General features: G+C 69.0%; 25 protein-coding genes. 13 read left to right on the forward strand and 12 right to left on the reverse strand.

The annotated features are described in order from the left end of the window. The first annotated feature begins 707 nt into the window (after positions 1–707). Positions 708–968, forward strand: a complete 261-nt coding sequence (locus tag ACQPZP_RS01930; protein ID WP_433475888.1) for a hypothetical protein — start codon at positions 708–710, stop codon at positions 966–968. Positions 969–1257: 289 nt separating this feature from the next. Here the strand turns inward: ACQPZP_RS01930 and ACQPZP_RS01935 are convergent, their stop codons facing one another. After that, positions 1258–1620 (reverse strand): hypothetical protein, encoded by a 363-nt coding sequence (locus ACQPZP_RS01935; RefSeq protein ID WP_433475889.1) that lies wholly within the window; start codon positions 1618–1620, stop codon positions 1258–1260. Between the two features lie 399 nt (positions 1621–2019). On the opposite strand from ACQPZP_RS01935, the gene ACQPZP_RS01940 reads away from it, so the two are divergent. Continuing rightward, positions 2020–2616 (forward strand): GNAT family N-acetyltransferase, encoded by a 597-nt coding sequence (locus tag ACQPZP_RS01940; RefSeq protein WP_433475890.1) that lies wholly within the window; start codon positions 2020–2022, stop codon positions 2614–2616. Between the two features lie 100 nt (positions 2617–2716). Here the strand turns inward: ACQPZP_RS01940 and ACQPZP_RS01945 are convergent, their stop codons facing one another. Continuing rightward, positions 2717–3232, reverse strand: a complete 516-nt coding sequence (locus tag ACQPZP_RS01945) for an ArsI/CadI family heavy metal resistance metalloenzyme (protein WP_433475891.1) — start codon at positions 3230–3232, stop codon at positions 2717–2719. Between the two features lie 97 nt (positions 3233–3329). Between ACQPZP_RS01945 and ACQPZP_RS01950 the strand changes: the two genes are divergently transcribed. The 4 genes from ACQPZP_RS01950 to ACQPZP_RS01965 all read left to right on the forward strand — a co-directional run bounded on the left by ACQPZP_RS01950 (position 3330) and on the right by ACQPZP_RS01965 (position 5127). Next, positions 3330–3719 (forward strand): metalloregulator ArsR/SmtB family transcription factor, encoded by a 390-nt coding sequence (locus ACQPZP_RS01950; RefSeq protein ID WP_433475892.1) that lies wholly within the window; start codon positions 3330–3332, stop codon positions 3717–3719. Further along, positions 3716–4138, forward strand: a complete 423-nt coding sequence (locus ACQPZP_RS01955; RefSeq protein WP_433475893.1) for an arsenate reductase ArsC — start codon at positions 3716–3718, stop codon at positions 4136–4138. Before ACQPZP_RS01950 ends, ACQPZP_RS01955 begins: the two co-directional genes overlap by 4 nt. Before the next feature lie 63 nt (positions 4139–4201). Continuing rightward, entirely contained in the window at positions 4202–4552 is a 351-nt protein-coding gene (locus tag ACQPZP_RS01960; protein WP_433475894.1) for an ArsR/SmtB family transcription factor, read from the forward strand. Beyond that, positions 4552–5127: an N-acetyltransferase family protein gene (locus ACQPZP_RS01965; RefSeq protein ID WP_433475895.1), complete on the forward strand. Its 576-nt coding sequence runs from the start codon at positions 4552–4554 to the stop codon at positions 5125–5127. Before ACQPZP_RS01960 ends, ACQPZP_RS01965 begins: the two co-directional genes overlap by 1 nt. Positions 5128–5176: 49 nt before the next feature. On the opposite strand, the gene ACQPZP_RS01970 is transcribed toward ACQPZP_RS01965, so the two are convergent. Then, positions 5177–6055: a hypothetical protein gene (locus tag ACQPZP_RS01970; RefSeq protein WP_433475896.1), complete on the reverse strand. Its 879-nt coding sequence runs from the start codon at positions 6053–6055 to the stop codon at positions 5177–5179. A gap of 111 nt (positions 6056–6166) precedes the next feature. Here ACQPZP_RS01970 and ACQPZP_RS01975 point away from each other — a divergent pair, with 111 nt between their 5' ends. Next, on the forward strand, positions 6167–6757 hold the full coding sequence (locus ACQPZP_RS01975) for a hypothetical protein (protein WP_433475897.1): 591 nt from the start codon (positions 6167–6169) through the stop codon (positions 6755–6757). Positions 6758–6815: 58 nt separating this feature from the next. Here the strand turns inward: ACQPZP_RS01975 and ACQPZP_RS01980 are convergent, their stop codons facing one another. Together ACQPZP_RS01980 and ACQPZP_RS01985 are read right to left on the reverse strand one after the other, a co-directional pair. Then, a complete protein-coding gene (locus ACQPZP_RS01980; RefSeq protein ID WP_433475898.1) occupies positions 6816–8015 on the reverse strand; it encodes a Cmx/CmrA family chloramphenicol efflux MFS transporter in 1200 nt (399 codons plus the stop codon). Then, positions 8012–8605 (reverse strand): NAD(P)/FAD-dependent oxidoreductase, encoded by a 594-nt coding sequence (locus tag ACQPZP_RS01985; protein ID WP_433475899.1) that lies wholly within the window; start codon positions 8603–8605, stop codon positions 8012–8014. The genes ACQPZP_RS01980 and ACQPZP_RS01985 overlap by 4 nt, the downstream gene beginning before the upstream one ends. A 92-nt stretch (positions 8606–8697) precedes the next feature. Here ACQPZP_RS01985 and ACQPZP_RS01990 point away from each other — a divergent pair, with 92 nt between their 5' ends. Beyond that, positions 8698–9297: a helix-turn-helix domain-containing protein gene (locus tag ACQPZP_RS01990; RefSeq protein WP_433475900.1), complete on the forward strand. Its 600-nt coding sequence runs from the start codon at positions 8698–8700 to the stop codon at positions 9295–9297. A gap of 28 nt (positions 9298–9325) precedes the next feature. On the opposite strand, the gene ACQPZP_RS01995 is transcribed toward ACQPZP_RS01990, so the two are convergent. After that, a complete protein-coding gene (locus ACQPZP_RS01995; protein ID WP_433475901.1) occupies positions 9326–10282 on the reverse strand; it encodes a phosphodiester glycosidase family protein in 957 nt (318 codons plus the stop codon). A gap of 218 nt (positions 10283–10500) precedes the next feature. Between ACQPZP_RS01995 and ACQPZP_RS02000 the strand changes: the two genes are divergently transcribed. The 3 genes from ACQPZP_RS02000 to ACQPZP_RS02010 all read left to right on the forward strand — a co-directional run bounded on the left by ACQPZP_RS02000 (position 10501) and on the right by ACQPZP_RS02010 (position 12598). Further along, positions 10501–11340 (forward strand): SAM-dependent methyltransferase, encoded by an 840-nt coding sequence (locus ACQPZP_RS02000; protein WP_433475902.1) that lies wholly within the window; start codon positions 10501–10503, stop codon positions 11338–11340. Positions 11341–11505: 165 nt separating this feature from the next. Next, positions 11506–12057, forward strand: coding sequence for an RNA polymerase sigma factor (locus ACQPZP_RS02005; RefSeq protein ID WP_433475903.1), 552 nt, complete (start codon positions 11506–11508; stop codon positions 12055–12057). A 73-nt stretch (positions 12058–12130) separates the two neighbouring features. Continuing rightward, positions 12131–12598 (forward strand): peroxiredoxin family protein, encoded by a 468-nt coding sequence (locus tag ACQPZP_RS02010; RefSeq protein WP_433475904.1) that lies wholly within the window; start codon positions 12131–12133, stop codon positions 12596–12598. Between the two features lie 14 nt (positions 12599–12612). Here ACQPZP_RS02010 and ACQPZP_RS02015 read toward each other — a convergent pair whose 3' ends face one another. After that, a complete protein-coding gene (locus ACQPZP_RS02015; protein WP_433479536.1) occupies positions 12613–13182 on the reverse strand; it encodes a PASTA domain-containing protein in 570 nt (189 codons plus the stop codon). A gap of 617 nt (positions 13183–13799) precedes the next feature. On the opposite strand from ACQPZP_RS02015, the gene ACQPZP_RS02020 reads away from it, so the two are divergent. Beyond that, on the forward strand, positions 13800–14402 hold the full coding sequence (locus ACQPZP_RS02020; RefSeq protein ID WP_433475905.1) for a TetR/AcrR family transcriptional regulator: 603 nt from the start codon (positions 13800–13802) through the stop codon (positions 14400–14402). A 165-nt stretch (positions 14403–14567) separates the two neighbouring features. On the opposite strand, the gene ACQPZP_RS02025 is transcribed toward ACQPZP_RS02020, so the two are convergent. Beyond that, positions 14568–15155, reverse strand: a complete 588-nt coding sequence (locus tag ACQPZP_RS02025; RefSeq protein ID WP_433475906.1) for a hypothetical protein — start codon at positions 15153–15155, stop codon at positions 14568–14570. 279 nt (positions 15156–15434) lie between these two features. On the opposite strand from ACQPZP_RS02025, the gene ACQPZP_RS02030 reads away from it, so the two are divergent. Beyond that, positions 15435–15635, forward strand: a complete 201-nt coding sequence (locus ACQPZP_RS02030) for a hypothetical protein (protein ID WP_433475907.1) — start codon at positions 15435–15437, stop codon at positions 15633–15635. Positions 15636–15764: 129 nt separating this feature from the next. Here the strand turns inward: ACQPZP_RS02030 and ACQPZP_RS02035 are convergent, their stop codons facing one another. The 4 genes from ACQPZP_RS02035 to ACQPZP_RS02050 form a co-directional block, all read right to left on the reverse strand. Next, positions 15765–16367: a dihydrofolate reductase family protein gene (locus tag ACQPZP_RS02035; RefSeq protein WP_433475908.1), complete on the reverse strand. Its 603-nt coding sequence runs from the start codon at positions 16365–16367 to the stop codon at positions 15765–15767. Further along, on the reverse strand, positions 16364–17221 hold the full coding sequence (locus tag ACQPZP_RS02040) for a metalloregulator ArsR/SmtB family transcription factor (protein ID WP_433475909.1): 858 nt from the start codon (positions 17219–17221) through the stop codon (positions 16364–16366). Before ACQPZP_RS02040 ends, ACQPZP_RS02035 begins: the two co-directional genes overlap by 4 nt. 145 nt (positions 17222–17366) lie before the next feature. Beyond that, on the reverse strand, positions 17367–18191 hold the full coding sequence (locus ACQPZP_RS02045; protein ID WP_433475910.1) for an NAD(P)H-binding protein: 825 nt from the start codon (positions 18189–18191) through the stop codon (positions 17367–17369). A gap of 88 nt (positions 18192–18279) precedes the next feature. After that, positions 18280–19968: a serine/threonine-protein kinase gene (locus ACQPZP_RS02050; protein WP_433475911.1), complete on the reverse strand. Its 1689-nt coding sequence runs from the start codon at positions 19966–19968 to the stop codon at positions 18280–18282. Between the last annotated feature and the right edge of the window lie 43 nt (positions 19969–20011).

Consider the following 20011-nt stretch of genomic DNA (forward strand, 5'->3'; position numbering starts at 1 on the left):
GGTTTGTGGCACGCGCGAGTACGCGCGACTCGATTCGGGCTCTACCGTCCCGAGCCGGGAGGAACACGCATGCATGCCGTCGGCCACCCGCCGACACCGATGCGACGAATCGTCCACGCCAGTTCCTGCTGGCCCCACCAGGAGCACGGCCTTCGGGTCGCGTCGCGGTCAAGGACCGCAGCATTGCGTGAGAGAGAGGAAAACGGGGCTTCTCACGGCTACTTTGGCGCGCCCCAGTCGTAACCCCGCACGTGCCCGTGGCGACGGTGAACCAGGAGAATTAACGGGGACTCGCGGTAAGTGCGCAAAGTGCTTTCCTCGCTGACCGCACAAGCTTCATTCCAAGAACGAAATGTGGCCCCGCTTTCGGACGAGTTCTGGCAGCTTACCGATCTTGGTGGCTTTGATCACGAGTGAGTTTTGGTTCCACCCTGGGCTTGTGATCTTCCCTTCGCGGTCGTGACGGTCGTTGCCGACCCGGCCCTCCGCCCCCGAACGTGTTTCCAGCAGCCAGATAGGAGGCCGGGCCCTACTCGCGAGTATTGGTCACCGAACAGGACTGACCATCAACCTTGCCCCTCGCCTGGCCCTCAGGAGTTCTAGGTCTTCATGGCACCCGACCGGGCGCCGGGGCATGCCGTCTGTTGAGGCCAGCCTCCCCAGGAAGGCCCGCACCACGTGCGGTCAAACAAGGCCAAGGAGACACCGTGACAACCCAGACCGCCGAGAACGGCACCACCGCGCCCAGCCCGGAGGAGGAGACTGCCTACCTGGTGATCCTCACCCTCCAGCGTCCAACGCTGTTCGGCTTCCGGGTGGTGACCTGCAAGTTCACCGCATGGGCAACGCCCGACACGAGCCGCGACGACCTTTTGGAGTTGGCGATGACCCGACTCTCGAAGCGCTGGCGGAAGGGCAACATCTCGTTCTTCTACGCCGAGCCCGACCGGCTCGGCGGCACGGCGTGAGCCATGACCGGCAGCGCCACACCGGCTCCGCCGACCGCGGAGCCGCGGATACCTGACGGTTCGCCGTTCACCAAGATGGGGCCCGGCGATGCCGGGCCCCGCCCATCTCTCCGGCGCAACGCGAGGGTGTCGATGCCGCCGGCGGGCAGACGGTCCTGTTGCGGCCCGGGCGGCAGGTGCCCGAACTGCTGGCCAGGACCGGTGTGGACCGCCATGTGCCGGTCTGCGAACGGCTCCCTGCCGGCGGCGAGGGTGAAGCCGATTCCTCGACTCGGCCTGACCTATGAGATCAGGGTTGGGCTGCGGCTTGCCGGGCCTGGATGCGGCTGAGCCGGTAGGACTGGGTGCCGGTTTCGATGATGGTGGCGTTGAAGGTGAGCCGGTCGACGATTCTTCTGACCGTGTGACGCTGCTTGCGCGGTGCGTCTAGGTCCGCCCGCAGCATCCGATCGATGACGGGTTTGAACGGGTCCAGTCGGGACCACCGCGGCGGCTTCCGCTTGCGCGGCTGGGGCCATGTCGAGGTCAGCGCCTCACGCGCCGTTCGCCGGTGCACCCCGTACTTACGGGCCAGGGCGCGGACGCCCGTGCCTTCGAGCCGCGCGTCCCACCGGATCGCGGCGGACAACTCCATCTTGGTCATCCGGGCCATCGGCGCTCCCTCACGATCGGAGCGCGCCCAGCTTCTCACCGCGACCCTCGGATGGGCGCTGGGCAGGGTCCGTACGGGAGTGGACGAGGGCCGCCCGCGTGGCCGCCGCAACCGCAGGGCCGGGGGCGCCGCCGCGGGGCCCGCCGCCCGGTGGTGGCCCGCAGTTGCACGCCTCAGGCCGGCGATATGGTCCCGGTACCGAGCCGCAGGCGTTCTCATCGCTAGGCCGTCAGTCTTGTGGACGGTCGTCGATGCCATTTTTCAGCACGCAGGCCGCCGTCCCGGCTTCTTTGCGGCTGGTGTGGGTCCCGAGGTCGACTCCGGTGTGTCGCTTGCTCGGTTTGTTCGAGGCAGGGGCAATGGTCGTCTATCTCTCCAAGCGCCGGGTACCGTCCGTCCGTGAACGATGCGGCGATCGAAGCCTTTCTGGGCAACCAAGCGGACGCGTCCTGCCGGGTGACCCTGCGCCACCTCGCCGGGAATGACGAGAAGGAGTTCCTTGAGCTGGTGAGTGCCAGTACGGAACTCCACCGCCCGTGGATGACCCTGCCGTCCACATCAGAGCAGTTCCAGGCCTACCTCACCCGATACGAGCAGCCCGACGAGGAATCGGTGCTGATCTGCGCGCGCGACAGTGGAGCCATCGCTGGTGTGGTCAACGTCAACAGCATCATCCGGGGACGGTTTCAATCCGGGTCCATCGCCTACGCCGCCTTCGCGCCCACCGCCGGACAGGGCTACATGACAGAAGGACTCGCGCTGGTCGTGCGCTACGCCTTCGAGCAGTTGCAGCTTCATAGGCTCGAAGCCCAGATACAGCCCGAGAACCACGCCTCCCTCAGACTGGTCCAACGAGTCGGCTTCCGATATGAGGGCTGCTCGCCCGAACTGCTCTACATCGATGGAGCCTGGGGAGACCACGAACGATGGGCGATCACGAACACCATGATCGACATCGCGCCCACATCTCCACACGCGACGCTGCCAGAACGCTAGAACCCTCCGTGTGTCGAGGGCGAACATTATGGGCGTGAGCGTGCCAGGAGGCTGATGCCAGCCCCTGGAAGGCGGCTCCGTGGGTGGCTGCTGGTGATGATCAAGCCGTGCAGGCGCATCCGGCTGCGGTCTTGGCCTCAGCCGGGGTCTGGGCGGGGTCGAGGGCTTGTTCGTCGGGTGTGCAGCATGCCGAGGTACCGCAGCAGGCGTCGCCTTCCCTGGTGGCGGCGGTGCTCTTGCCGAGGGTGTCGGTGTCGTCCTTGACCGTGTAGACCTCCCAGGGTTCGCCGCCGGGGCCGTGGACCCAGACCTTGTCCTGAAGGGCGTAGCAGCAGGAGGTGTCGTTCTCCTCCAGTGTGGCCAGGCCGGCGTCGGCGAGCCGCTTGGTCGCGTCGTGGACGAGGCCGGAGTCCTCCACCTCGACGCCAAGGTGATCCATGCGGGTCGGCTCGCCGTCCTCGCCCTCGATCAGGACGAGCTTGAGGGGCGGTTCGGCGACGGCGAAGTTGGCGTAGCCGGGCCGGAGCTTGGCCGGCTCGGTGCCGAACAGCTTGGAGTAGAAGGCGATCGAGCCCTCCAGATCGGACACGCGCAGAGCGAGCTGAACGCGAGACATGCGGAGCCTCCACCTGTCGAATGCTGCTTAGATGGACGTCTAATCAGCCATCGACCTCAGCTTGCATCCATGGATAGAAGGATGTCAAATTAGAGGCATGTCTAAACAGCTGCCGATCTTGAATCCTGGCCGGGCCGCCGCTGACGGCGAGGGGGCATGCTGCACACCGCTGGCGAGTGAACCGTTGAGCGAAGCCGCGGCAGGTGAGCTGGCGCCGCTGTTCAAAGCGCTCGCCGATCCGGTGCGGCTGCGGCTGCTGTCGCTGATCGCCTGCCACGAGGGCGGCGAGGCGTGCGTGTGCGACCTGACCGACGCGTTCGAGTTGACCGCGCCGACGGTCAGTCATCATCTCAAGGTGCTCAGGCAGGCGGGTCTGATCGACTCCGAACGGCGCGGAACCTGGGTCTACTACTGGCTCGACCGGGGGGTGCTGGAGCGGTTGTCGGCGATTCTGGGTTCGCGTGTGCCCGTTCCCGCGGCGTCATGACCGGCGCTGCATCCGCCGTGCCCGAGGTGCTGTTCGTGTGCGTCCACAACGCCGGGCGCTCTCAGATGGCCGCCGCGCTGCTGGACCACCATGCCGCCGGGCGCGTCCGAGTCCGTTCGGCCGGATCCGCGCCTGCCGACTCCATCAACCCCGCCGTAGCCGAGGTGATGGCCGAGGTGGGGCTTGACCTGTCGAAGGAGTTCCCCAAGCCGCTGACCGGCGAGGCCGTCCAGGCCGCCGACGTGGTCATCACCATGGGCTGCGGCGATACCTGCCCCGTCCTCCCTGGCAAGCGGTACCTGGACTGGCGGCTTCCCGACCCGGCCGGCCGGCCCGCCGACCAGATCCGCCCCATCCGCGACGAGATCGACGCCCGCGTTCGCGCCCTGCTCGCCGAACTCCTGCCCACCGACGCCTGACGATTCCCGGCACCTACCGCCGCCCTTCCATAGGCAAGCTTTATCGTCTAACGTCGATGGACGATGAATGAAGGGAAAGGGCCGCTCGATCGGCCGACCGCCACCGAGTACGCGTCCTGGTTCAAGGCGCTGGCCGACCCGACCCGCATCCAGATCGTGTCCCTCCTCGCCCGCCGGGGACGGCCGATGAACGTCGGCGAGATCGTTGACGCCGTCCATGTCGGCCAGTCGACCGTCTCAGCGCACCTCAAAGTGCTCTCGGACGTGCGGTTCGTCCTGGTCGACCAGCACGGCACCGCCCGCTACTACCGGATCAACCAGGCGTGCGTGCGGTGCTTCCCCACCGCCGCCGATCTCGTCATGGGACTCCCGGCCCCCATCACGCCGAGTTGTCCGCCCGAGGGAAACACCTGATGCCCGACTCCAGTACCGCCGCGAACTGTTCGCCGCCAGGCACCATGTCGGCTCACCAGCACCAGGACCCCGGCATCACCATCCGCGCCATGCGGCACCCGGACGCCGACCAGGTGCTGACGATCTACCAGCACGGCCTGGACACCGGACACGCCAGCTTCGAGACGACCGCCCCCACCTGGCAGGCGTTCGACGCCGCCAAACTCGACCAGTACCGGTACGTCGCGACCGGCCCCACCGCAGACCCGCGTCACAACGTGCTCGGCTGGATCGCTGCCAGCCCCGTCTCTGACCGATGCTGCTACGCCGGGGTAGTTGAGCACAGCATCTACGTCTGCCCCAACGCCCGTGGCCGAGGCATCGGCGCCGCGCTGCTGACCGCGTTCATCGCCGCCACCGAGGCCGGTGGCATCTGGACCATCCAGACCGGTGTCTTCCCCGAGAACACCCCCAGCCTCCGCCTGCACGCCAAAGCCGGATTCCGCACTGTCGGGACCCGCCGGCGCCTCGGACGACTCCACGGCCAGTGGCGCGACGTCGTCCTACTCGAACGCCGCAGCTCCGCCGTCCTATGACCCTGCGCCACACATCGCAGGGGTGCCCCGAAGGATGGCGTCATGGTCCTCAGCGTTGGAGGCGTTGATACATCGGGAGCATCGTTTCGAGTCGGGCCGCGAGTTGTGGACGGCCGAGGTCGTGGTAGGCGCGCGCCCATAGAGGGTGCAGGTGGGCGAACCGGTCGTGGTCGTCGTGGAAGGCGTCGGTGAGCTCCAGCAGGGCGGTCGCCGGGAATCCCGCGTCCAACAGCCGATCGGCATGGGCGAGGATCTCATCCACCCATCCGCCTGCGTACACGTAGCTGCGGTCTGTGAACGCGTCGGCAGGGGCCAGCACGCCCACTCCGGCCCCGTTGACGTCGGGCTCGTGTCTCCACCCTGCCGGGACGGTCAGCTCAAGGGGAACCACCGCGTCGAAACCGTCCGGAGTGATGCCGTGCTCGGGGGCGGGGTGGAGGCCGAGTTCCGCGGCGAGGCGGGCGATCAGGGTGCGGTCGTCGTCCCGGAGGTTCCCTTTGCGGAGGCCGAGGGAGAGCATCCATTCCAGACCGGCCCGGGTGTCCCCGCCGATGCTGCGCGCGCCGGGTTCCTGACCGAAAAGGGCGACGGGGTGATCGCTTCCGTGCAGTTCCGGGGCGGGCACCACCCATCCGACGCAGGTGCCGGTGCCAAGGTGGCCGAACTGCCACAACTCGGGTATCGCGAACAACGGAACATGCGGCACGTGGTTCTGTCGCATTTCCGGATGGACGGGTTCCCAGCCGTCGGGTGCGCCGGGAGCCGCCTCCAAGTCGAACATGAAGTCGTAGTGGGTCGTCAGGAGGCCGTCGTCGTACAGGCCCTCCTCGGTGAAGGCGTGCTCCCAGGCGATGTCGATCAGCTTGGAGAGCGCGGGCGGCGTGGGGAACGGGAACAGGTCGTCCACCCAAGGCGGGGGCGCGGTCATGACGATCAAGCTTCCAGCGCCCCGGTCGTCGTGCAAGCGGTTCCGGGAGCATCCGGCCCTGGCAGCCGGGCACACGGGCGACCGATGGCGCCCTGCTAGCATCACGCCTTGATGATCGAGGTCCCCCCGCCGCCTGGACCCGCCTGGGAGCACGCCCCGACGAGGGAGAACGTGCGCGGGCGGGCGCGCCGGCTTCGGCTGTGGCTCATCGCCACCGGCGCGGCGGCCGTGGCGGTCGTCCCGATCTGTGTGCTGCTCGGCGTACCGGCGCTCATCTTCGTGGCCGAGCTGCTGCTCGTGCTGCTGGCGCTGCCACTGGAGGCGTCGGCGATGGTCGCGCTGCGTCGCACCGAGCGGGTTCTCCGGACGTACGGCTGGGAGGCCTTCCCCGCGTCCTTCGACATGATCTCCGGCGGCGTCGGGCAGCGAGTGACGATCGAGTTCGCGCGGGGGCACACGGCCCCGTTCGGCGGCGGCCTGCTGAACCGCTCTCCGAAGGCCCGGTCTCGGCGGGCGCACCCGGAGCTGGTGTGGTTCGCGGGCGACCGGCGCTTCGGCGGGGTCACCTCCCCGGTGGGCGGTGGACTCCCGGTGCTGCTCTACCGGCAGCGCCGGGCGAAGGGCAAGGCCGCGCGGGGCACTGCGGAGGCCGACGCGCTGGCCCAGAAGGCCGGCCTCGACCGCGCCTCAAGCAGTAACTGAAGGAAATGGTGTCCCGTCGGGTACAGCGTGCGCCGTACCCGACGGCGGTTCGGCGAGGTCACCTTGGACGGCGGCGCGACAGCGTCCGGTCGAGCAGGACGGCCGGGGCGGTGGCCGTGGCCATGCCGGCGCCGATCCAGGTGACGGACGTGAGGCCCAAGCCGGCGTTCAGGGCGGTCCCGGCGAGGGCCGGGACGAGGCTGATACCGAGCTGGAACGCGGACACGGTGGTGGCGCCGGAGAGCGTCGGTGCTTGTGCGGCGATGGTGAACACCCGCCCGTAGATGGCAGGGTTCAGCACGAAGCCGGCGACCCCGAGAAGCAGCACGAGGGGGACGACGGCCAACGCATGACGGGCGAGGGCCGCTAGCAGGACGGAGCTGACCGCTATCCCGAGCGCCCCTGTCAGAAGTGCCCGGGTGGGCTCCCTGTCGGCGATCCTGCCACCGATTGACAGGCCGATGAAGGCGCCGACGCCGAACAGCGCGAGGATCGCGGGGACCCACACGCCGGGGACGCCGGCGACGTCGGTCAGAAGCGCCGCGAGGTAGTTGAACGAGATCATGTAGGCGGCGGTGCTCAGGATGGTGGCGGCGTAGACGACCCACAGCTGCGGCCGCCGCATCGTCACCAGCTCCCGCCGCACGCTGGGCTCTGCGTCCGCCAGAGTCGCCGGCACCATGAGCATGCACAGGATCGCGCCGGCGGTGGTGAGGGCGACCACGCCCCAGAATCCGCCCCGCCATCCGGTGAAGTAGCTGAGCAGCGCGCCTGCCGGACCCCCGGCGATCATCGCCATGCTGAGCCCGCTGACGACGACGCCGGAGGCGCGTGCGGTGCGGTCGGGGGTGACGAGGCCGATCGCGGTGACCGCCGCGACCGCCCAGTACCCCGCGTAGGCGAGGCCGCAGATGAAGCGGGTCGCCAGCAGAACCGTGTAGTCGCCGGTCAGGAGGCCGACCGCCACCGAGACGGCGAAGACGGCCTGCGCGCCGACCAGTGTGGCGCGCCGCGGCCAGCGCAGCGTCATGATGGCGAAGGGAGGCCCGCCGATCACGACGCCGACGGCGAACGCGGAGATCAGCGCGCCCGCGGAGGACAGGCTGATCCGGAGGTCGGCGGCGATCTCCGGCAGCACTCCGGCCAGCAGGAACTCCGCGCTGCCCATCGCGAACAGGCTGAACGCGAGCAGGTAGACGCCGAGCGGCAGCCTCCCGCGAGAGACCGGCGCCTGCCGCCGTACGGTTTCCACGCTCATCGGCCGTCGCCCCGCGCCTCGGCACGACGCCGCTGGACGGCGTGGTCGACGTCCTCCTCCAGCAGGTCGGTGTTGATGGCGAAAGCGGCGGCCGACCCCATGCCTGCGGCGGTGACGACCTGCGCACGAGGGTCGATGACGTTGCCGGCGGCCCAGACGCCGTCAACGCTGGTGCGGCCTGTGCGGTCGGTGGTGACCCTGCCGTCCTTGGCGCAGCCCAACCGGGTCAGCAGATCGTCCTGCGGGACCATGCGGGGGAAGAGGAAGACGGCGGCGCGGGGGACGCTCCGGCCGTCGGTGAGAGCGACGCCCTGTAGCCGGTCGCCTTCGGTCACCACATGTCCGATCCGGCCCTCGACGATGCGCGGGAGCAGGGCCTGGTGCACGGCGCCCGGGCCGGTGCGGAGGACGGCGAGTGGCTGGTCACGGACTTCGTAGATATGGCAGTAGGGGCAGTGCAGCAGGTCCTTGCCCCACCGTTCGCGCAGGCCGGGGATGTCGGGCAGTTCGTCCCGCAGCCCGGTCGCGACCAGGATCCGGCGGGCCTTGAACACGGGCCCGCCGGCCAGGTCGTTCGTCGCCTTGATCATGGCGATCACCTCCGCGGCCGATGGTGCGGACCGCGGCGATGAACCGACAACTTCTGTTGCCGATTCTGGGACGCAGGAGGTGAGATGAGCGGATGGACGAGCGAACCCCGATCGCCGCCGCACTGGCCCAGGTCGGTCCCCGCCTCAAGGGCATCCGCACCCGGCGGGGTGTGAGCCTGGCGGCGCTGGCCGAGGCGACCGGCATTTCCAAGAGCACGCTCTCCAGGCTGGAGACGGGCCGGCGCCGCCCCAGCCTGGAACTTCTGCTGCCCATCGCACAGGCCCACCAGGTGCCGCTGGACGAGCTGGTCGGGGCGCCGGAGGTCGGCGACCCGCGCATTCGCGCCAAACCCCGCGTCCACAACGGCCGCACGGTGATCCCCCTGACACCCCACCCGGGACCCCTGCAGGCTTGGAAATCGATCATCCCGGCCGAACAGAACCGGCCCGAGCCGATCACGCACGAGGGCTATGAGTGGCTGTACGTCCTGTCCGGGCGCCTGCGGCTGGTCCTGGCCGACCACGACCTGATCATGGGACCGGGCGAGGCCGCCGAGTTCGACACCCGCCTGCCGCACTGGTTCGGCTCCGCGGGCGACTCACCCGTGGAGGTCCTCAACCTGTTCGGCCGCCAGGGGGAACGCGTGCACGTCCGGGCCAGGCCGCACTCCCGGCGAGAGCCGGCGTCCTAGCGGATGACGTTCTGCCTGGCCCATGCGTTCAGCGCGGGACGGCGACCAGCGCCATCGGCAGGGACGAGCGCCGGAAATCCACCAGCGGCCGCAGCATCTGAAGCCGGTCGCCGTGCACGGCGAGTTCGTACCGTCCGCAGAAGTCCCGCCGGTATCCGCCCGCCGACACCTTCTGGCAGGCGACCGGCCCGCCGTCCAGGTTCAGGGCCAGTCGCAGGTCGAGCCCGGCCCGGGGAAGGAACGCCGCGAGCGAGGGCAACGAGAAATAGGCGTCGCGGGTGGTGCCGACGATGATCCGCCCCGCGCCGTCCTGGCCGAGGAAGCTGCGGTTGGCCAGCCATCGCTCGTCCGCGCCGGGGGTGCGGCCGTGCCCGTCGGCTCCCAGCAGCATCGGATACGACACCATCGCCTGCCGCGCGCCGCCGGTGACCTGCCGCCAGTCGTGACCGGCGAGATCCACCAGCCGCGCACCGTCCGGTCCGGCGGTCCCGCCGGCCACGAACGCCCCGTGCGTGGCCTGGTACGCGGCGGGACCGAGCCGGCGGCCGTCGCTGACCACGGGGGTGTCCGGGACGGCGTCGCGGGAGTAGTAGCTGCCGTTGACGACCAGCGACGCTCCGGTGGCCGTCATCCAGTCGCCGACGTCCCGGTCCCCGGCCGGACGGTTGAGCACCCGGAACCGGTAGCGGGCCGGGTCCGTCCGGCTGAGCAGCAGAGCGTCCACCGGCCGCCCGCCGACCCGGACGGGCAACTCGGCGACGTCCAGCCCGGCGGCGACCTGTCGCCAGCGAACCGGTTCCGCCGGGTCGGGTGTGCGCCGCCCGGCCAGCGACAGCCGGATCCCCGGAGACAGCCGGCGATCGTCCGGGTCGACGTCGACCCAGATGTTGGCGCCGCGGCGCAGCATCACGTTGACCGCGTACCAGCCGCCCATCCCATAGGCGACCACGACCGCCGCCGATGCCGCGAGAACGGGAGCCAGCATCAAGGAGACGAGCCACCGCCATCGTCGCCGCCATCGCCAGGGGCGGAGGATTCTTCGGGAGGGGCCCGGCTCCGGCCGAGCGTTGATCGACATCTCCGCAGAGTACGGCGAGGCGGGAATGGAATGACATTTGACCGTTTCCAGCCGCCGGTGGCCTGGGGAAATGGCTAGGCTCGCTTTCACCCGCTCGGCACCTGTATCTGGCGTGTACAGCGCATATGGAAGGGCCCGACGTGACAGGCGACTCCACCCCTCAAGACCCGACCCGGCCGCAGCATGTGGATTCCTCCGTGCCGCACACGGCCCGGGTATGGAACTACTGGCTGGGCGGCAAGGACAACTACATCGTCGACCGGAAACTGGGCGACCAGATCCAGGAGGTCATCCCCGACATCGTCGCCTCGGCCCGTGCCGATCGCGGGTTTCTGGGACGTGCGGTCCGCCATCTCGCCGGCGAGGCCGGAATCCGGCAGTTCCTGGACCTCGGGACCGGGCTGCCCACCGCCGGCAACACCCACGAGGTCGCCCAGGCCATCGCGCCGGACGCCCGCATCGTCTATGTCGACAACGACCCCCTGGTGCTCCGGCACGCCCAAGCGCTGCTGACGTCCACGCCCGAAGGCGCCACCGACTACATCGAGGCGGACGTGCGCGACCCCGGCCTCATCCTGGAGCAGGCCGCGGCGACGCTGGATCTCGGCGAGCCTGTCGCGATCATGATGCTGGGAATCCTGAACTTCGTCACCGACGACACCCAGGCGCACCAGGTCGTCGGCCGGCTTCTCGAAGCCGTCCCGTCCGGCAGCCATCTGGCGATCGCCCATCCCACCGGAGAGGTCAACGGTGAGGCCGCGCAGCAGGCGGTCGACATGAGCAACGACGCCGGCGTGGCGCCCATGTGCCTGCGCAGCCGTGCGGAGCTGGAGCGCTTCTTCGACGGCCTGGAGCTGCTGGAGCCCGGCGTGGTCTCGTGCTCTCAATGGCGTGCGGACGTCAGAGACGTCGACCGGCCGCCGACGCCGGTCTACCAGTTCTGCGGCCTGGGCAGAAAGCCCTGACCGGGAGAAGCCCTGACGCTCTGATACCGCTGAATCCTTTCGCGGTCCGCGGGCCTCTTATGGGTGACGGCGAACACTGGGGAGGAGATGTGATGGGCGACTTCGTGATGCCGGCGGTGCCGCAGGCGCTCTTCGGGACCTCGTTCCGGCGGCAAGGGTGCGGGCGTGGCTGACCGCTCCTGGGTGAGCGCGCAGCTCATCGAGGCGGCACAGGCCGGTGACCGCGAGTCGATCACCGCGGTGGTCTCCGGCGCCCATTCCCACGTACGGCGCTTCGCGGAGCATCTCTGCGCGTCGCCGCAGGACGCCGAAGACGCCGCGCAGGAAGCGCTGATCATCCTCTACCGGAAGATCGGCTCACTGCGGGCCACCGGGGCGCTGGCATCGTGGATGTTCCGGATCGTCCGGAACGAGTGCCTGCGCCGCGCCCGACTGCTGCTGGAGCCTCGTGAAGAGGCCGAGACCCGGCTGGCGACGTCGGCCGAGGACGAGGCCATCCGGCACCTGGAAGCCGAGCTCGTCGCGCGGGCGATCCAGGAGTTGCCGGATGTTCAGCGCAGAGTACTGATCATGCGGGACGTACTGGGGCACCCGGGGCGGAGAGTCGCCGAGGCGCTCGGCTTGAGCAACGCCGCGATGAAGTCCCAGCTGCACCGGGCCCGCGGCAGGCTCCGGCTCAGCCTCGCCGACATGACCGGCCCCGCCGAAAGCCCGTAAGACCCCGGGCCCATCGGCATCCGACCTGTGTAGACCGCATTTCCATCACCCGAGTTCGAAGGGGAGTTCAGCCATGCTCGAAAACGGATCGCCTGCGCCTGACGTAATGCTGGAGGACACCGACGGCCAGGCCGTCCGCCTGTCCGACCACAAGGGCGACCATGCCGTGCTGATCTATTTCATGCGGTCGACGTCGTGCCCGGTCTGCAACAGGCACGTCCAGGACCTCGTCCGGCGCCGCGAGGAGTTCGCAGAGGACGATGTTCAGGTGCTTGTCGCGGTTCCCGCGGACCGTCAGGAAGCGCACGCGTGGAAGAACAAGCGCCGTGTCCCGTTCCCCGTCCTCGTGGGCCGCCGAGGCACCCCGCACGAAATGCTCGGCCTGAGCAGAAAGGTCTTCGGCTCCCTGCAGCAGTCAGGCAGCGTGCTCATTGATTCCCAGGGCATCATCCGCCACGCTCACGGCGCCACCATGCCCACCAGCGCCTACGACAAGAAAGGGATCTCCGTAGCCATCCAGGGGCTTCGCGCTGATACATGACCGGAAGAGGGCGACTACCGGCTGCACGACCCCTTGCTGTCGGCGACTCGCAGGTTCAGCGCCGAGCCGTAGTACTTGCTCATGCTCTGCCCGGCGGGCGGGTCCTGGGTGCAGACGGTGCGTTCGAGGTGCGAGTTGTCGTCGTATCCCTCGGTCACGAGGGGCTCACTGCTCACGTACGGGAAGCCGAGCTGCAAGGCGGCCTGTTTCGCCTCATTGCCGGTCTTGCCGACGAAGTTCGGCACCACGGGCCAGTTGGTGACGCGGCCGTCGGGCGGGCAGGGCACCTGCGGGGGCAGGAAGCCGAGTTCCACCTTCTTCGCCTGAGAGTCCTCGACCTGCGTGCAGACGATCCAGGTACCGGAGTAGGACTCACCGTCGAACAGATGACCGTCGGTCAGCGCCCTGAACGCCTTGGTGTAGGCGGGCCAAGAGCCACCGAGCTCGTCGCTGACGGCGTCGAGTGTCTTTCCTTTGAAGGAGGGCAACGCGGGCGACGGACGCTGTGACCCTTCGCCCTTTCCTCCGCTGGAGGTGCCGTCCTCACCCCCGCCCGAGCAGGCCGCCAGGCCGAGCACGGGCACTACCAACAGACCGAGAACAAGGGGCCTGAACCCCACCATGAACGCTCCCGAGCGTAATCGGACATGACGCCACGATCATGGCGTTCTTCGCGCCGCGGGGCAAGCGTGCCTGCCCCACGGCGCCGTCACAGGCGTCCAGACCTGGTTCGCAGCGCTTCCGGTCGGACCAGCCGACCGGAAGCGCCGGAATATTCCGGAGGCCCACTATGGCGTTGAGTGGGACTCTGGCGATTAGTCGCGCTTCTGGTAGTAGTCGCAGTACTGGCACTCGTACCGAGCGACATTTTTGGCCGCACGCCTCAGGTCGTGCCTGCCCGTCGGGCTGTTGAGGCAGAACTTCTTAGAGAAGATGAGGCCCCGCAGGATGCGCCACATCTCCGCTCCTCTCGGATCTGGGTTCCGGCCATATTCCGTGGCCGACCTCACCCGGTTGGTAAGGCCACCCGCTACAGTCCGGACGATGGGACGCCCGTCAAACTGTGGCCGATCATTTCCACTACGGCCGCACCACCTTTCATTAAGGGTTAACGTCACCGTTACCAGCTATTAACCCTTCGCTCCAGGAGTGTCAACGCAACGGCTGATCTCGGGTGTTCGAGGGGTCGGTTCGTAGCGAGGTGCAGACGGCTATCAATGGCGGCAGAAATGCGTTCAAGGATGCCTTTCGAATGCAGCGTCCACGACTAAGGCGGCCACTTCGCGCGCCGGCGCTGAAGATCTATTGGCATTTCAACAGCAAGGAGGGGCTGCTGGCGGCGGTCATGGACCGGGGCGCTCGGAGATGGTTCGCCGCCCTGCCGCCCTGGGAGGACCTGGAAGGCGATCCGGCCGATCGGGTCGAGGCACTGGTGACAGCGGGCGCCCAGGCTGTGGCGGGTCATCCGGGCTTTCTGCGGCTGTTCTACCTGCGGGCCCTCGACAACGGGGGCGACGCGCAGGTGGGCGAGCGGTGCGGACGGTCCGGGCCCGTGCCTTCACCTACTTCCAGGAGGCGGTCGAGAGGCTGCTGGCGCTCGACCACGACCCGCAGATCGCGAGCGCGGCCGCAGCCGAGTTGTCACGTTTCGCGGTGGCCGCCTCCGACGGGCTTCTTCGCGCTGCAACTGGAGCCGGAGGAGGCCGACATCCACCGCCTCCATGGACAGCTCGTGTTGGCCGTTCAGGCTCTCGCCCCGGCCGTCATCGCCGACATCACGGCCCGCCGCGAACCAAAGGAGTAAGCGTGACCACCATTACCGCGACCTGGTCATCCTCGACGCCCGCGACTTTCACGCACCCCCACAGGCCGTGATCCGGCTTCCGCAGCGCGTTCCACAGGCTTCCACGGCCTGCGGGTTTTCGAGGACGCCAGGTGAGACTCCGAGGGCCACTGGTCGTCGGCGGCTCTACGCCAGGATGCCTGGGTGGCTTTTGTGCAGCGCGATCATCGCCGCCACGAGGCGCAGGTCAAGCCACGGAACGAAGAGCCGATAGCCCTCGGTCGAAGCGTCGAAGCTCAGCACCTTCTCACCGTTCAACCGCCATTCGACGCTGCGGGGCATGCGTGCGATGTCGCCGCTGGCGGAGATCAAGCTGCCCAGGATGATGAGCAGCCAAAGCGGGGACAGCGACCACCAGACCCACCACCAGAACAGGCGGCCTTTGGCCCCTTCGACGGACGGGCCCACGGCCGGCCGGAGGTTCCAGCGGGTACGTCGGGGCGGGAACAGCGACGCCTTGTCCAGACGTATCGTTCCGAGCGCCTCGCCGGACGGCCCCCACACCTCATATTCGGTGCACCGGCGGCTGGTGGCCGCCTTCGTGGTGACGACGGCGAGCCGCCGCGACCGGTGCGGATCCTCCCAGAGGGCCAGGCTCCGCGCGTTCTTCGGCTGCTTGCTCGCGCCGTCGGCGGAGCTTCCGAGCGCGGGGTCCGCCTCGACGTATGCGAGAGCACGCATGCTGTTCTGGTCACCGATGCGTACCTCCCGCAAGTCGGGCGCGCTCTCATGCCCAGAGCCCTTCTTCCGGCGCCCGGTTGTGGGTGCGTGATACGACAGAGTGGTAACCAACTGCGAATCTCTCCTTCCGGCCCGATGAGACGCCCAGAACTCGAACGGATCATCCGCGGCCGTGGTTCCGGCTGAGACGCCGACTGCGGGCCGTGTCACCCCTTGTGAACGTTCTTGACAACACTTTCAGCGCCGGACAGTTCATGGCGAAGGCCGCCCGGTCGATCACGGCCGGACGCAACCAAGTGAGAGGAACGACTCATGGCTCATGATGAACCGTGGGTGATCAGTCGCCAGGACTCTGATGGTGACTGGCAGGTCGAGTCGCACGACGACAGCAACCTGACGGTCACCCCTGACGGACGGCTGGAGATCCGGACTGAAGATCCCGAGAACCCGGGAAGCTTCAATGTCGTACATCAAGAGCGCGGTACGTACTTCGGTATGCGGAAGCGCTACTGATCCGCAGGAGCCGCGGCTCTTCACAACATCGCGGCCGCGGTCGCCGGGGTGGCCGGACGGACACCGTCCCTACGCCCCGGCGGCCGCGGCCGTTCTCGTCCCGAAACCTTGTGGCGCTGATCGGACTGTTCAGCGGACTCGGTCGTAGACGAGGGCCAGCGTTCCGTGCTCGCCCGCGGCCTGGCTGACGAGCGTCCACTTCCCGGCGGGCAGGCCGTCGTCGAAGAGGCGCGGGCCGCCGCCGAGGAAGACCGGGAAGATGTTGAGCGCAAGCCGGTCGACCTGGTCGGCCGCCAGCAGCGCCTTGATGACACTCGCGCTGGAGAGCACGAGGATGTCGCCGCCGGCGGTCGCCTTGAGGTCGGCGACCGCCTCGGTGGTCGGCTTGTCGACGATCGTCGTCCGCTCCCACGGCGCCTCGCCGAGGGTGGAGGAAAGGACCACCTTGTCGCTGTCGACGAGCCATTTCGCGAAGCCCTCGTCGCGCGGGTCGGCACCCTCCATGCCGATCACGGTGGGCCAGAAACCGAGGAAGCCCTCGGCGTTGACCCGTCCGAGCAGGGCGGTCGTCGCCGTCTCCCAGAGGCCGGCCAGGTGGTCGCGGGCGACGTCGGTGATGGCGTACGGCATCACCCAGCTCATGTCCTGAGGGTCGTCCGGCCCGGCGTAGTGGCCGTCGAGGGAAAGGCTCATGTTGGTGACGACCCTGCGGCCGCCGGTCTGCTCGGTCATTTCGTGCTCCCTGTGTCGATGTCGTGCTCGGTGCTGTCGGAGAACGCGGCGAGGTTCGCCGCGAGCTTGTCGAGGCTCTGGCCGAAGCCGATCTCGATGCCCGCGATGAAGTCCGCGGAGTCGACGGTGCTGCCGGTGATCCGGTAGCGGGCGTCGAGGTCGGTTCCGGTGTCGGTGGGCCGGAGGACGAGGTCCACGTGGGCGGTGAAAGCGCGGCCGCCATCGGGAAGCAGCGGTGAGCTCCGGTAGGCGAGGCGCTCGCCGGGGCGCACGTCATCGACGACTCCCTCGGCGCGTCCGGCGACCAGGTCGGAGCCGTCGGAGTCCTCGGCATCGCGGTACTCCAGGACGACCCGCCCGCCCGGTCGCGCCTCGAAGACGAGCTCGGAGACGCGGAGGTCGTCGGGCGTCCACCATCGGGCGAGCAGGGACGCCTCGGTCAGGTGGCGCCACACCGCCTCGGGGCGTCCGTCCAGCGACCGGCGGAACCCGAACGAGCGGCCGTCGGCCCACCCCGGCTCCTCCGCCGCGAGCCGTTCCGCCTGGAGGCTGAGCCCGTAGCGGTCGTAGGTCTCGCGCGAGCCGCCGAGCTGGTCCGCGGTGTCGGCGAGCCGGCCGAGTGCGGCGGCCAGGTCCCGCAGGGGACCGGGCTGGAGCGCGTAGATGCGGCGCTGGCCGGTGCGCTGGGACGTGACGACGCCGGCGCGCTCAAGGGTCTGCAGGTGCTTGGTCGTCTGCGGCTGCCGTGCCCCGGCGAGCCGGGCGAGGACGCCGACCGAGCGGGGCCGCTCGGCCAACAGGCTCACGAGCCGCCACCGGGCCGGATCGGCCAGTGCGCTGAGGAGTGCGTCCATGCAGAGAAGTATTCACTACCAAGAATATTCGTGTCAAGGAATACTTCTCGTGACGGACTGGGGGTTGATCAAGGGGGTGGGGAGGCGAAAGGCGGCGGGACGGACGCCGCGCGCCCGTCCCGCCGCCTTCCCCCGTGGTTACCGATCAGGAGCGGAAGGCGTCGGCGTTCTCCGCGGACCACTGGGCGAAGCTGCGCGCGTCGCGGCCGGTGATCTCCTTGACGGTCGGGACCACGGTGTAGCCGGCCTCTGGCGTGTTCCCCAGCGCGTTGACGAGGAACTCGATGGTCTCCTCGCCCATGCCATCGCTGCGCCACTTGGCGCGCGCCTGGTCCACGGTCAGCTCCACGAACCCTATGTCCGCGCCGATGGCCGCGCTCAGGATCGCGACCTTGTCCTTGAGCATGATCGCCTCAGGGCCGGTGATGGTGAGGGTCTCGCCGCCATGCCCGCCCTCGACCAGCACCGTGGCGGCCACGGCGGCGATGTCGCGCTCGTGCACCAGCGCGCTCAGCCGGTCGCCGAACGGCTCCTTGATGACGCCCTCGGCCTTGATCGTCTGTGCCCACCAGCGCAGCGTGTTGGACATGAACTCGACCGGCTCGAGCAGCGTCCACTCGATGTCGGTGGCGGCCAGAGCCTCCTCCAGCTCACCGTCCGCGCGCCCGCCGAGCACCGTGACCCGCCGTACGCCCGCCTCGGCGGCCAGCTTCACCAGACCGGCACCGTTGGGCAGGGGCGTGTAGTCGTCGCCCGCGAAGTTGATCAGGTGTGCGGCCTCGATGCCGTCGAAGACACCGGCCAGTGAGTCGAGGTCGGCGAGGTCGCCCGCGACGACCTCGACACCCTCGGGGAATGCGGCCTTGGCGGGATTCCTGGTCAGGGCGCGAACCGGCCGCCCTGCCGCGCGGAGCTCCGCGACGACGAAACGGCCGACGGTACCGGTGGCACCTGCGACGAGGAAGGTCATGATCGAACCCCTAACTATGCGGAACGGAACGTTCTGCTCTCACTCTAACAGAACGGAACGCTTCATTCCACTAGCGCGCGGGGATCCGCTAGACGACCCGGGCGCACAGGACGCCCAGGCGGAAGTCGTCCCACCTCTTCGAGTCGCTGGGGCATTGGCTCTCGTAGTAGCCGGTGAACTGGAGGATGTAGTCGAACTCCCTCGGGACCGTGTTCTTGTTGCATCCCCACGAGGTCATGAGGCCGTGCCCGGTGATGGCCACCTTGCCCTCCTCGCTGCCCTTCTTGCCCAGGAAGCACTCGCCCTCCTTGAACTCCCGGCGCAGGCAGAGATAGATCGTGTCCCCGTCGTACGTGGGGGACCGCCACCACGACTCTCCGTCGAGCGCCTCGGAGTCGCACGAACTGGCGTCCTCCTCAACCGCGGTCACCTTCACGTAGGCGTTGCCGCCGCCGCAGGAGACCGCGTTGGGTTCGTCCTCGCTCCATTCGGAGGAGTCGTAGGGGTCCTCGTACGCGTCCAGGCAGTCACCGGGCGAGATCGCGTCGAACGCCTCATACGTCGGGTCCGGGGTCGGGGTCGGGCTCGGAGTGCTCGGGTCGTCGCTCGTGAGGCCGGTCGTCTCGCTCGTTGACGGCGTCTCGGTCGGGGTCGACGTGGCATTGGCGGCGTTCACCCCCTTGGAGCCGCTCTTGTCGGTGAGGGCGATGAGCAGGGCGATCAGCACGATGCCCACGACCCCGACCGCGACCGCGACGCCCGGCTTGGGCTGGGGACGCGGTTGCGGAGGCCGCGCCTGTGCGGGCGCCGGTCGCGGCCGTGGCGGGTCTTGCGGCGGGGGCGGGTTCTGCGGCGGGGGCGCCTGCCGCCCGCCCGTGTCGGCCTCCTTCGCGAAGACCTCGGTCTCGGCCACCCGGGTCGCGATCATCCGGCTGACCTTCTTCGGCAGGGACATGCCCTCGTCCACGGTCAGCGCGGAGCAGCGGTCCAGGAACTCCCCGGCCGGCGGACGGTCGTCCGGGTCCTTCTCCAGGCCGGCCGCGATCAGGGGCAGCAATGACGCCGGGACGCCGGTCAGGTCCGGGTCCTCGTGGCGGACGCGGTAGCCGAGGGCATCGGGCGGCCCTTCCCCGAAGGGGTGGCGGCCGGTCGCCGCGAAGGCCAGCACGGCGGCCAGGCAGAACATGTCACTGGCCGGTTCGATGGAGCCGCCCACGTACTGTTCGGGCGACATGTACCCGGGCGTGCCCACGAGGGACATGCTCTGGGACGGGGCGTCCATCGCGCGGGCGATGCCGAAGTCGATGATCCGCGGGCCGTCCTGGGCCAGCAGGACGTTCCCCGGCTTGAGGTCACGGTGGATCACGTTCTGGTCGTGGACCGCCCGCAGCCCTTCGGCGAGCCCCGCACCGAGCGCCGCCACCGACACTTCGGGCAGCGCGCCGTTCTCGTCGACGGCGTCCTGCAACGAGGGGCCGGCGATGTACTCCGTCGCCAGCCACGGCGGGTCCGCGTCGGTGTCGGCGTCTATCACGCGCGCCGTGTAGAAGCCCCCGATGCGCCGGGCGGCCGCGACCTCCTTCGTGAACCGGCGGCGGAACACCGCGTTGTCCGCGAAATGCGGGTGGACGACCTTGACCGCGACCAGCCGGCGGCCCTGGGAGCGGCCCAGGTAGACCTGCCCCATCCCGCCGGCCCCCAGCCGTGCCAGCAGCCGGTACGGCCCGACCCGTGCCGGGTCACCGGCCCTGAGCGCTCTGAGTCCTGCGCCGGACATCCCACCTGCCTCAGGTCTGTCAAACAATGGTGTCTGTTTGGCG

The sequence above is a fragment of the Spirillospora sp. CA-142024 genome, assembly GCF_050942325.1.
Lineage (GTDB): Bacteria > Actinomycetota > Actinomycetes > Streptosporangiales > Streptosporangiaceae > Spirillospora.

Excerpts from the sequence above, each read along its gene's own strand:
- ACQPZP_RS01960 (WP_433475894.1), top strand. The coding sequence starts at position 4,202 with ATGAATGAAGGGAAAGGGCCGCTCGATCGGCCGACCGCCACCGAGTAC.
- ACQPZP_RS01990 (WP_433475900.1), top strand. The coding sequence starts at position 8,698 with ATGGACGAGCGAACCCCGATCGCCGCCGCACTGGCCCAGGTCGGTCCC.
- ACQPZP_RS01955 (WP_433475893.1), top strand. The coding sequence starts at position 3,716 with ATGACCGGCGCTGCATCCGCCGTGCCCGAGGTGCTGTTCGTGTGCGTC.
- ACQPZP_RS01950 (WP_433475892.1), top strand. The coding sequence starts at position 3,330 with ATGTCTAAACAGCTGCCGATCTTGAATCCTGGCCGGGCCGCCGCTGAC.
- ACQPZP_RS02010 (WP_433475904.1), top strand. The coding sequence starts at position 12,131 with ATGCTCGAAAACGGATCGCCTGCGCCTGACGTAATGCTGGAGGACACC.
- ACQPZP_RS02030 (WP_433475907.1), top strand. The coding sequence starts at position 15,435 with ATGGCTCATGATGAACCGTGGGTGATCAGTCGCCAGGACTCTGATGGT.
- ACQPZP_RS02000 (WP_433475902.1), top strand. The coding sequence starts at position 10,501 with ATGGAAGGGCCCGACGTGACAGGCGACTCCACCCCTCAAGACCCGACC.
- ACQPZP_RS02040 (WP_433475909.1), bottom strand. The coding sequence starts at position 17,221 with ATGGACGCACTCCTCAGCGCACTGGCCGATCCGGCCCGGTGGCGGCTC.
- ACQPZP_RS02035 (WP_433475908.1), bottom strand. The coding sequence starts at position 16,367 with ATGACCGAGCAGACCGGCGGCCGCAGGGTCGTCACCAACATGAGCCTT.
- ACQPZP_RS01945 (WP_433475891.1), bottom strand. The coding sequence starts at position 3,232 with ATGTCTCGCGTTCAGCTCGCTCTGCGCGTGTCCGATCTGGAGGGCTCG.
- ACQPZP_RS01980 (WP_433475898.1), bottom strand. The coding sequence starts at position 8,015 with ATGAGCGTGGAAACCGTACGGCGGCAGGCGCCGGTCTCTCGCGGGAGG.
- ACQPZP_RS01965 (WP_433475895.1), top strand. The coding sequence starts at position 4,552 with ATGCCCGACTCCAGTACCGCCGCGAACTGTTCGCCGCCAGGCACCATG.
- ACQPZP_RS01975 (WP_433475897.1), top strand. The coding sequence starts at position 6,167 with ATGATCGAGGTCCCCCCGCCGCCTGGACCCGCCTGGGAGCACGCCCCG.
- ACQPZP_RS02045 (WP_433475910.1), bottom strand. The coding sequence starts at position 18,191 with ATGACCTTCCTCGTCGCAGGTGCCACCGGTACCGTCGGCCGTTTCGTC.
- ACQPZP_RS01935 (WP_433475889.1), bottom strand. The coding sequence starts at position 1,620 with ATGGCCCGGATGACCAAGATGGAGTTGTCCGCCGCGATCCGGTGGGAC.
- ACQPZP_RS02050 (WP_433475911.1), bottom strand. The coding sequence starts at position 19,968 with ATGTCCGGCGCAGGACTCAGAGCGCTCAGGGCCGGTGACCCGGCACGG.
- ACQPZP_RS01995 (WP_433475901.1), bottom strand. The coding sequence starts at position 10,282 with ATGCTGGCTCCCGTTCTCGCGGCATCGGCGGCGGTCGTGGTCGCCTAT.
- ACQPZP_RS01970 (WP_433475896.1), bottom strand. The coding sequence starts at position 6,055 with ATGACCGCGCCCCCGCCTTGGGTGGACGACCTGTTCCCGTTCCCCACG.
- ACQPZP_RS01985 (WP_433475899.1), bottom strand. The coding sequence starts at position 8,605 with ATGATCAAGGCGACGAACGACCTGGCCGGCGGGCCCGTGTTCAAGGCC.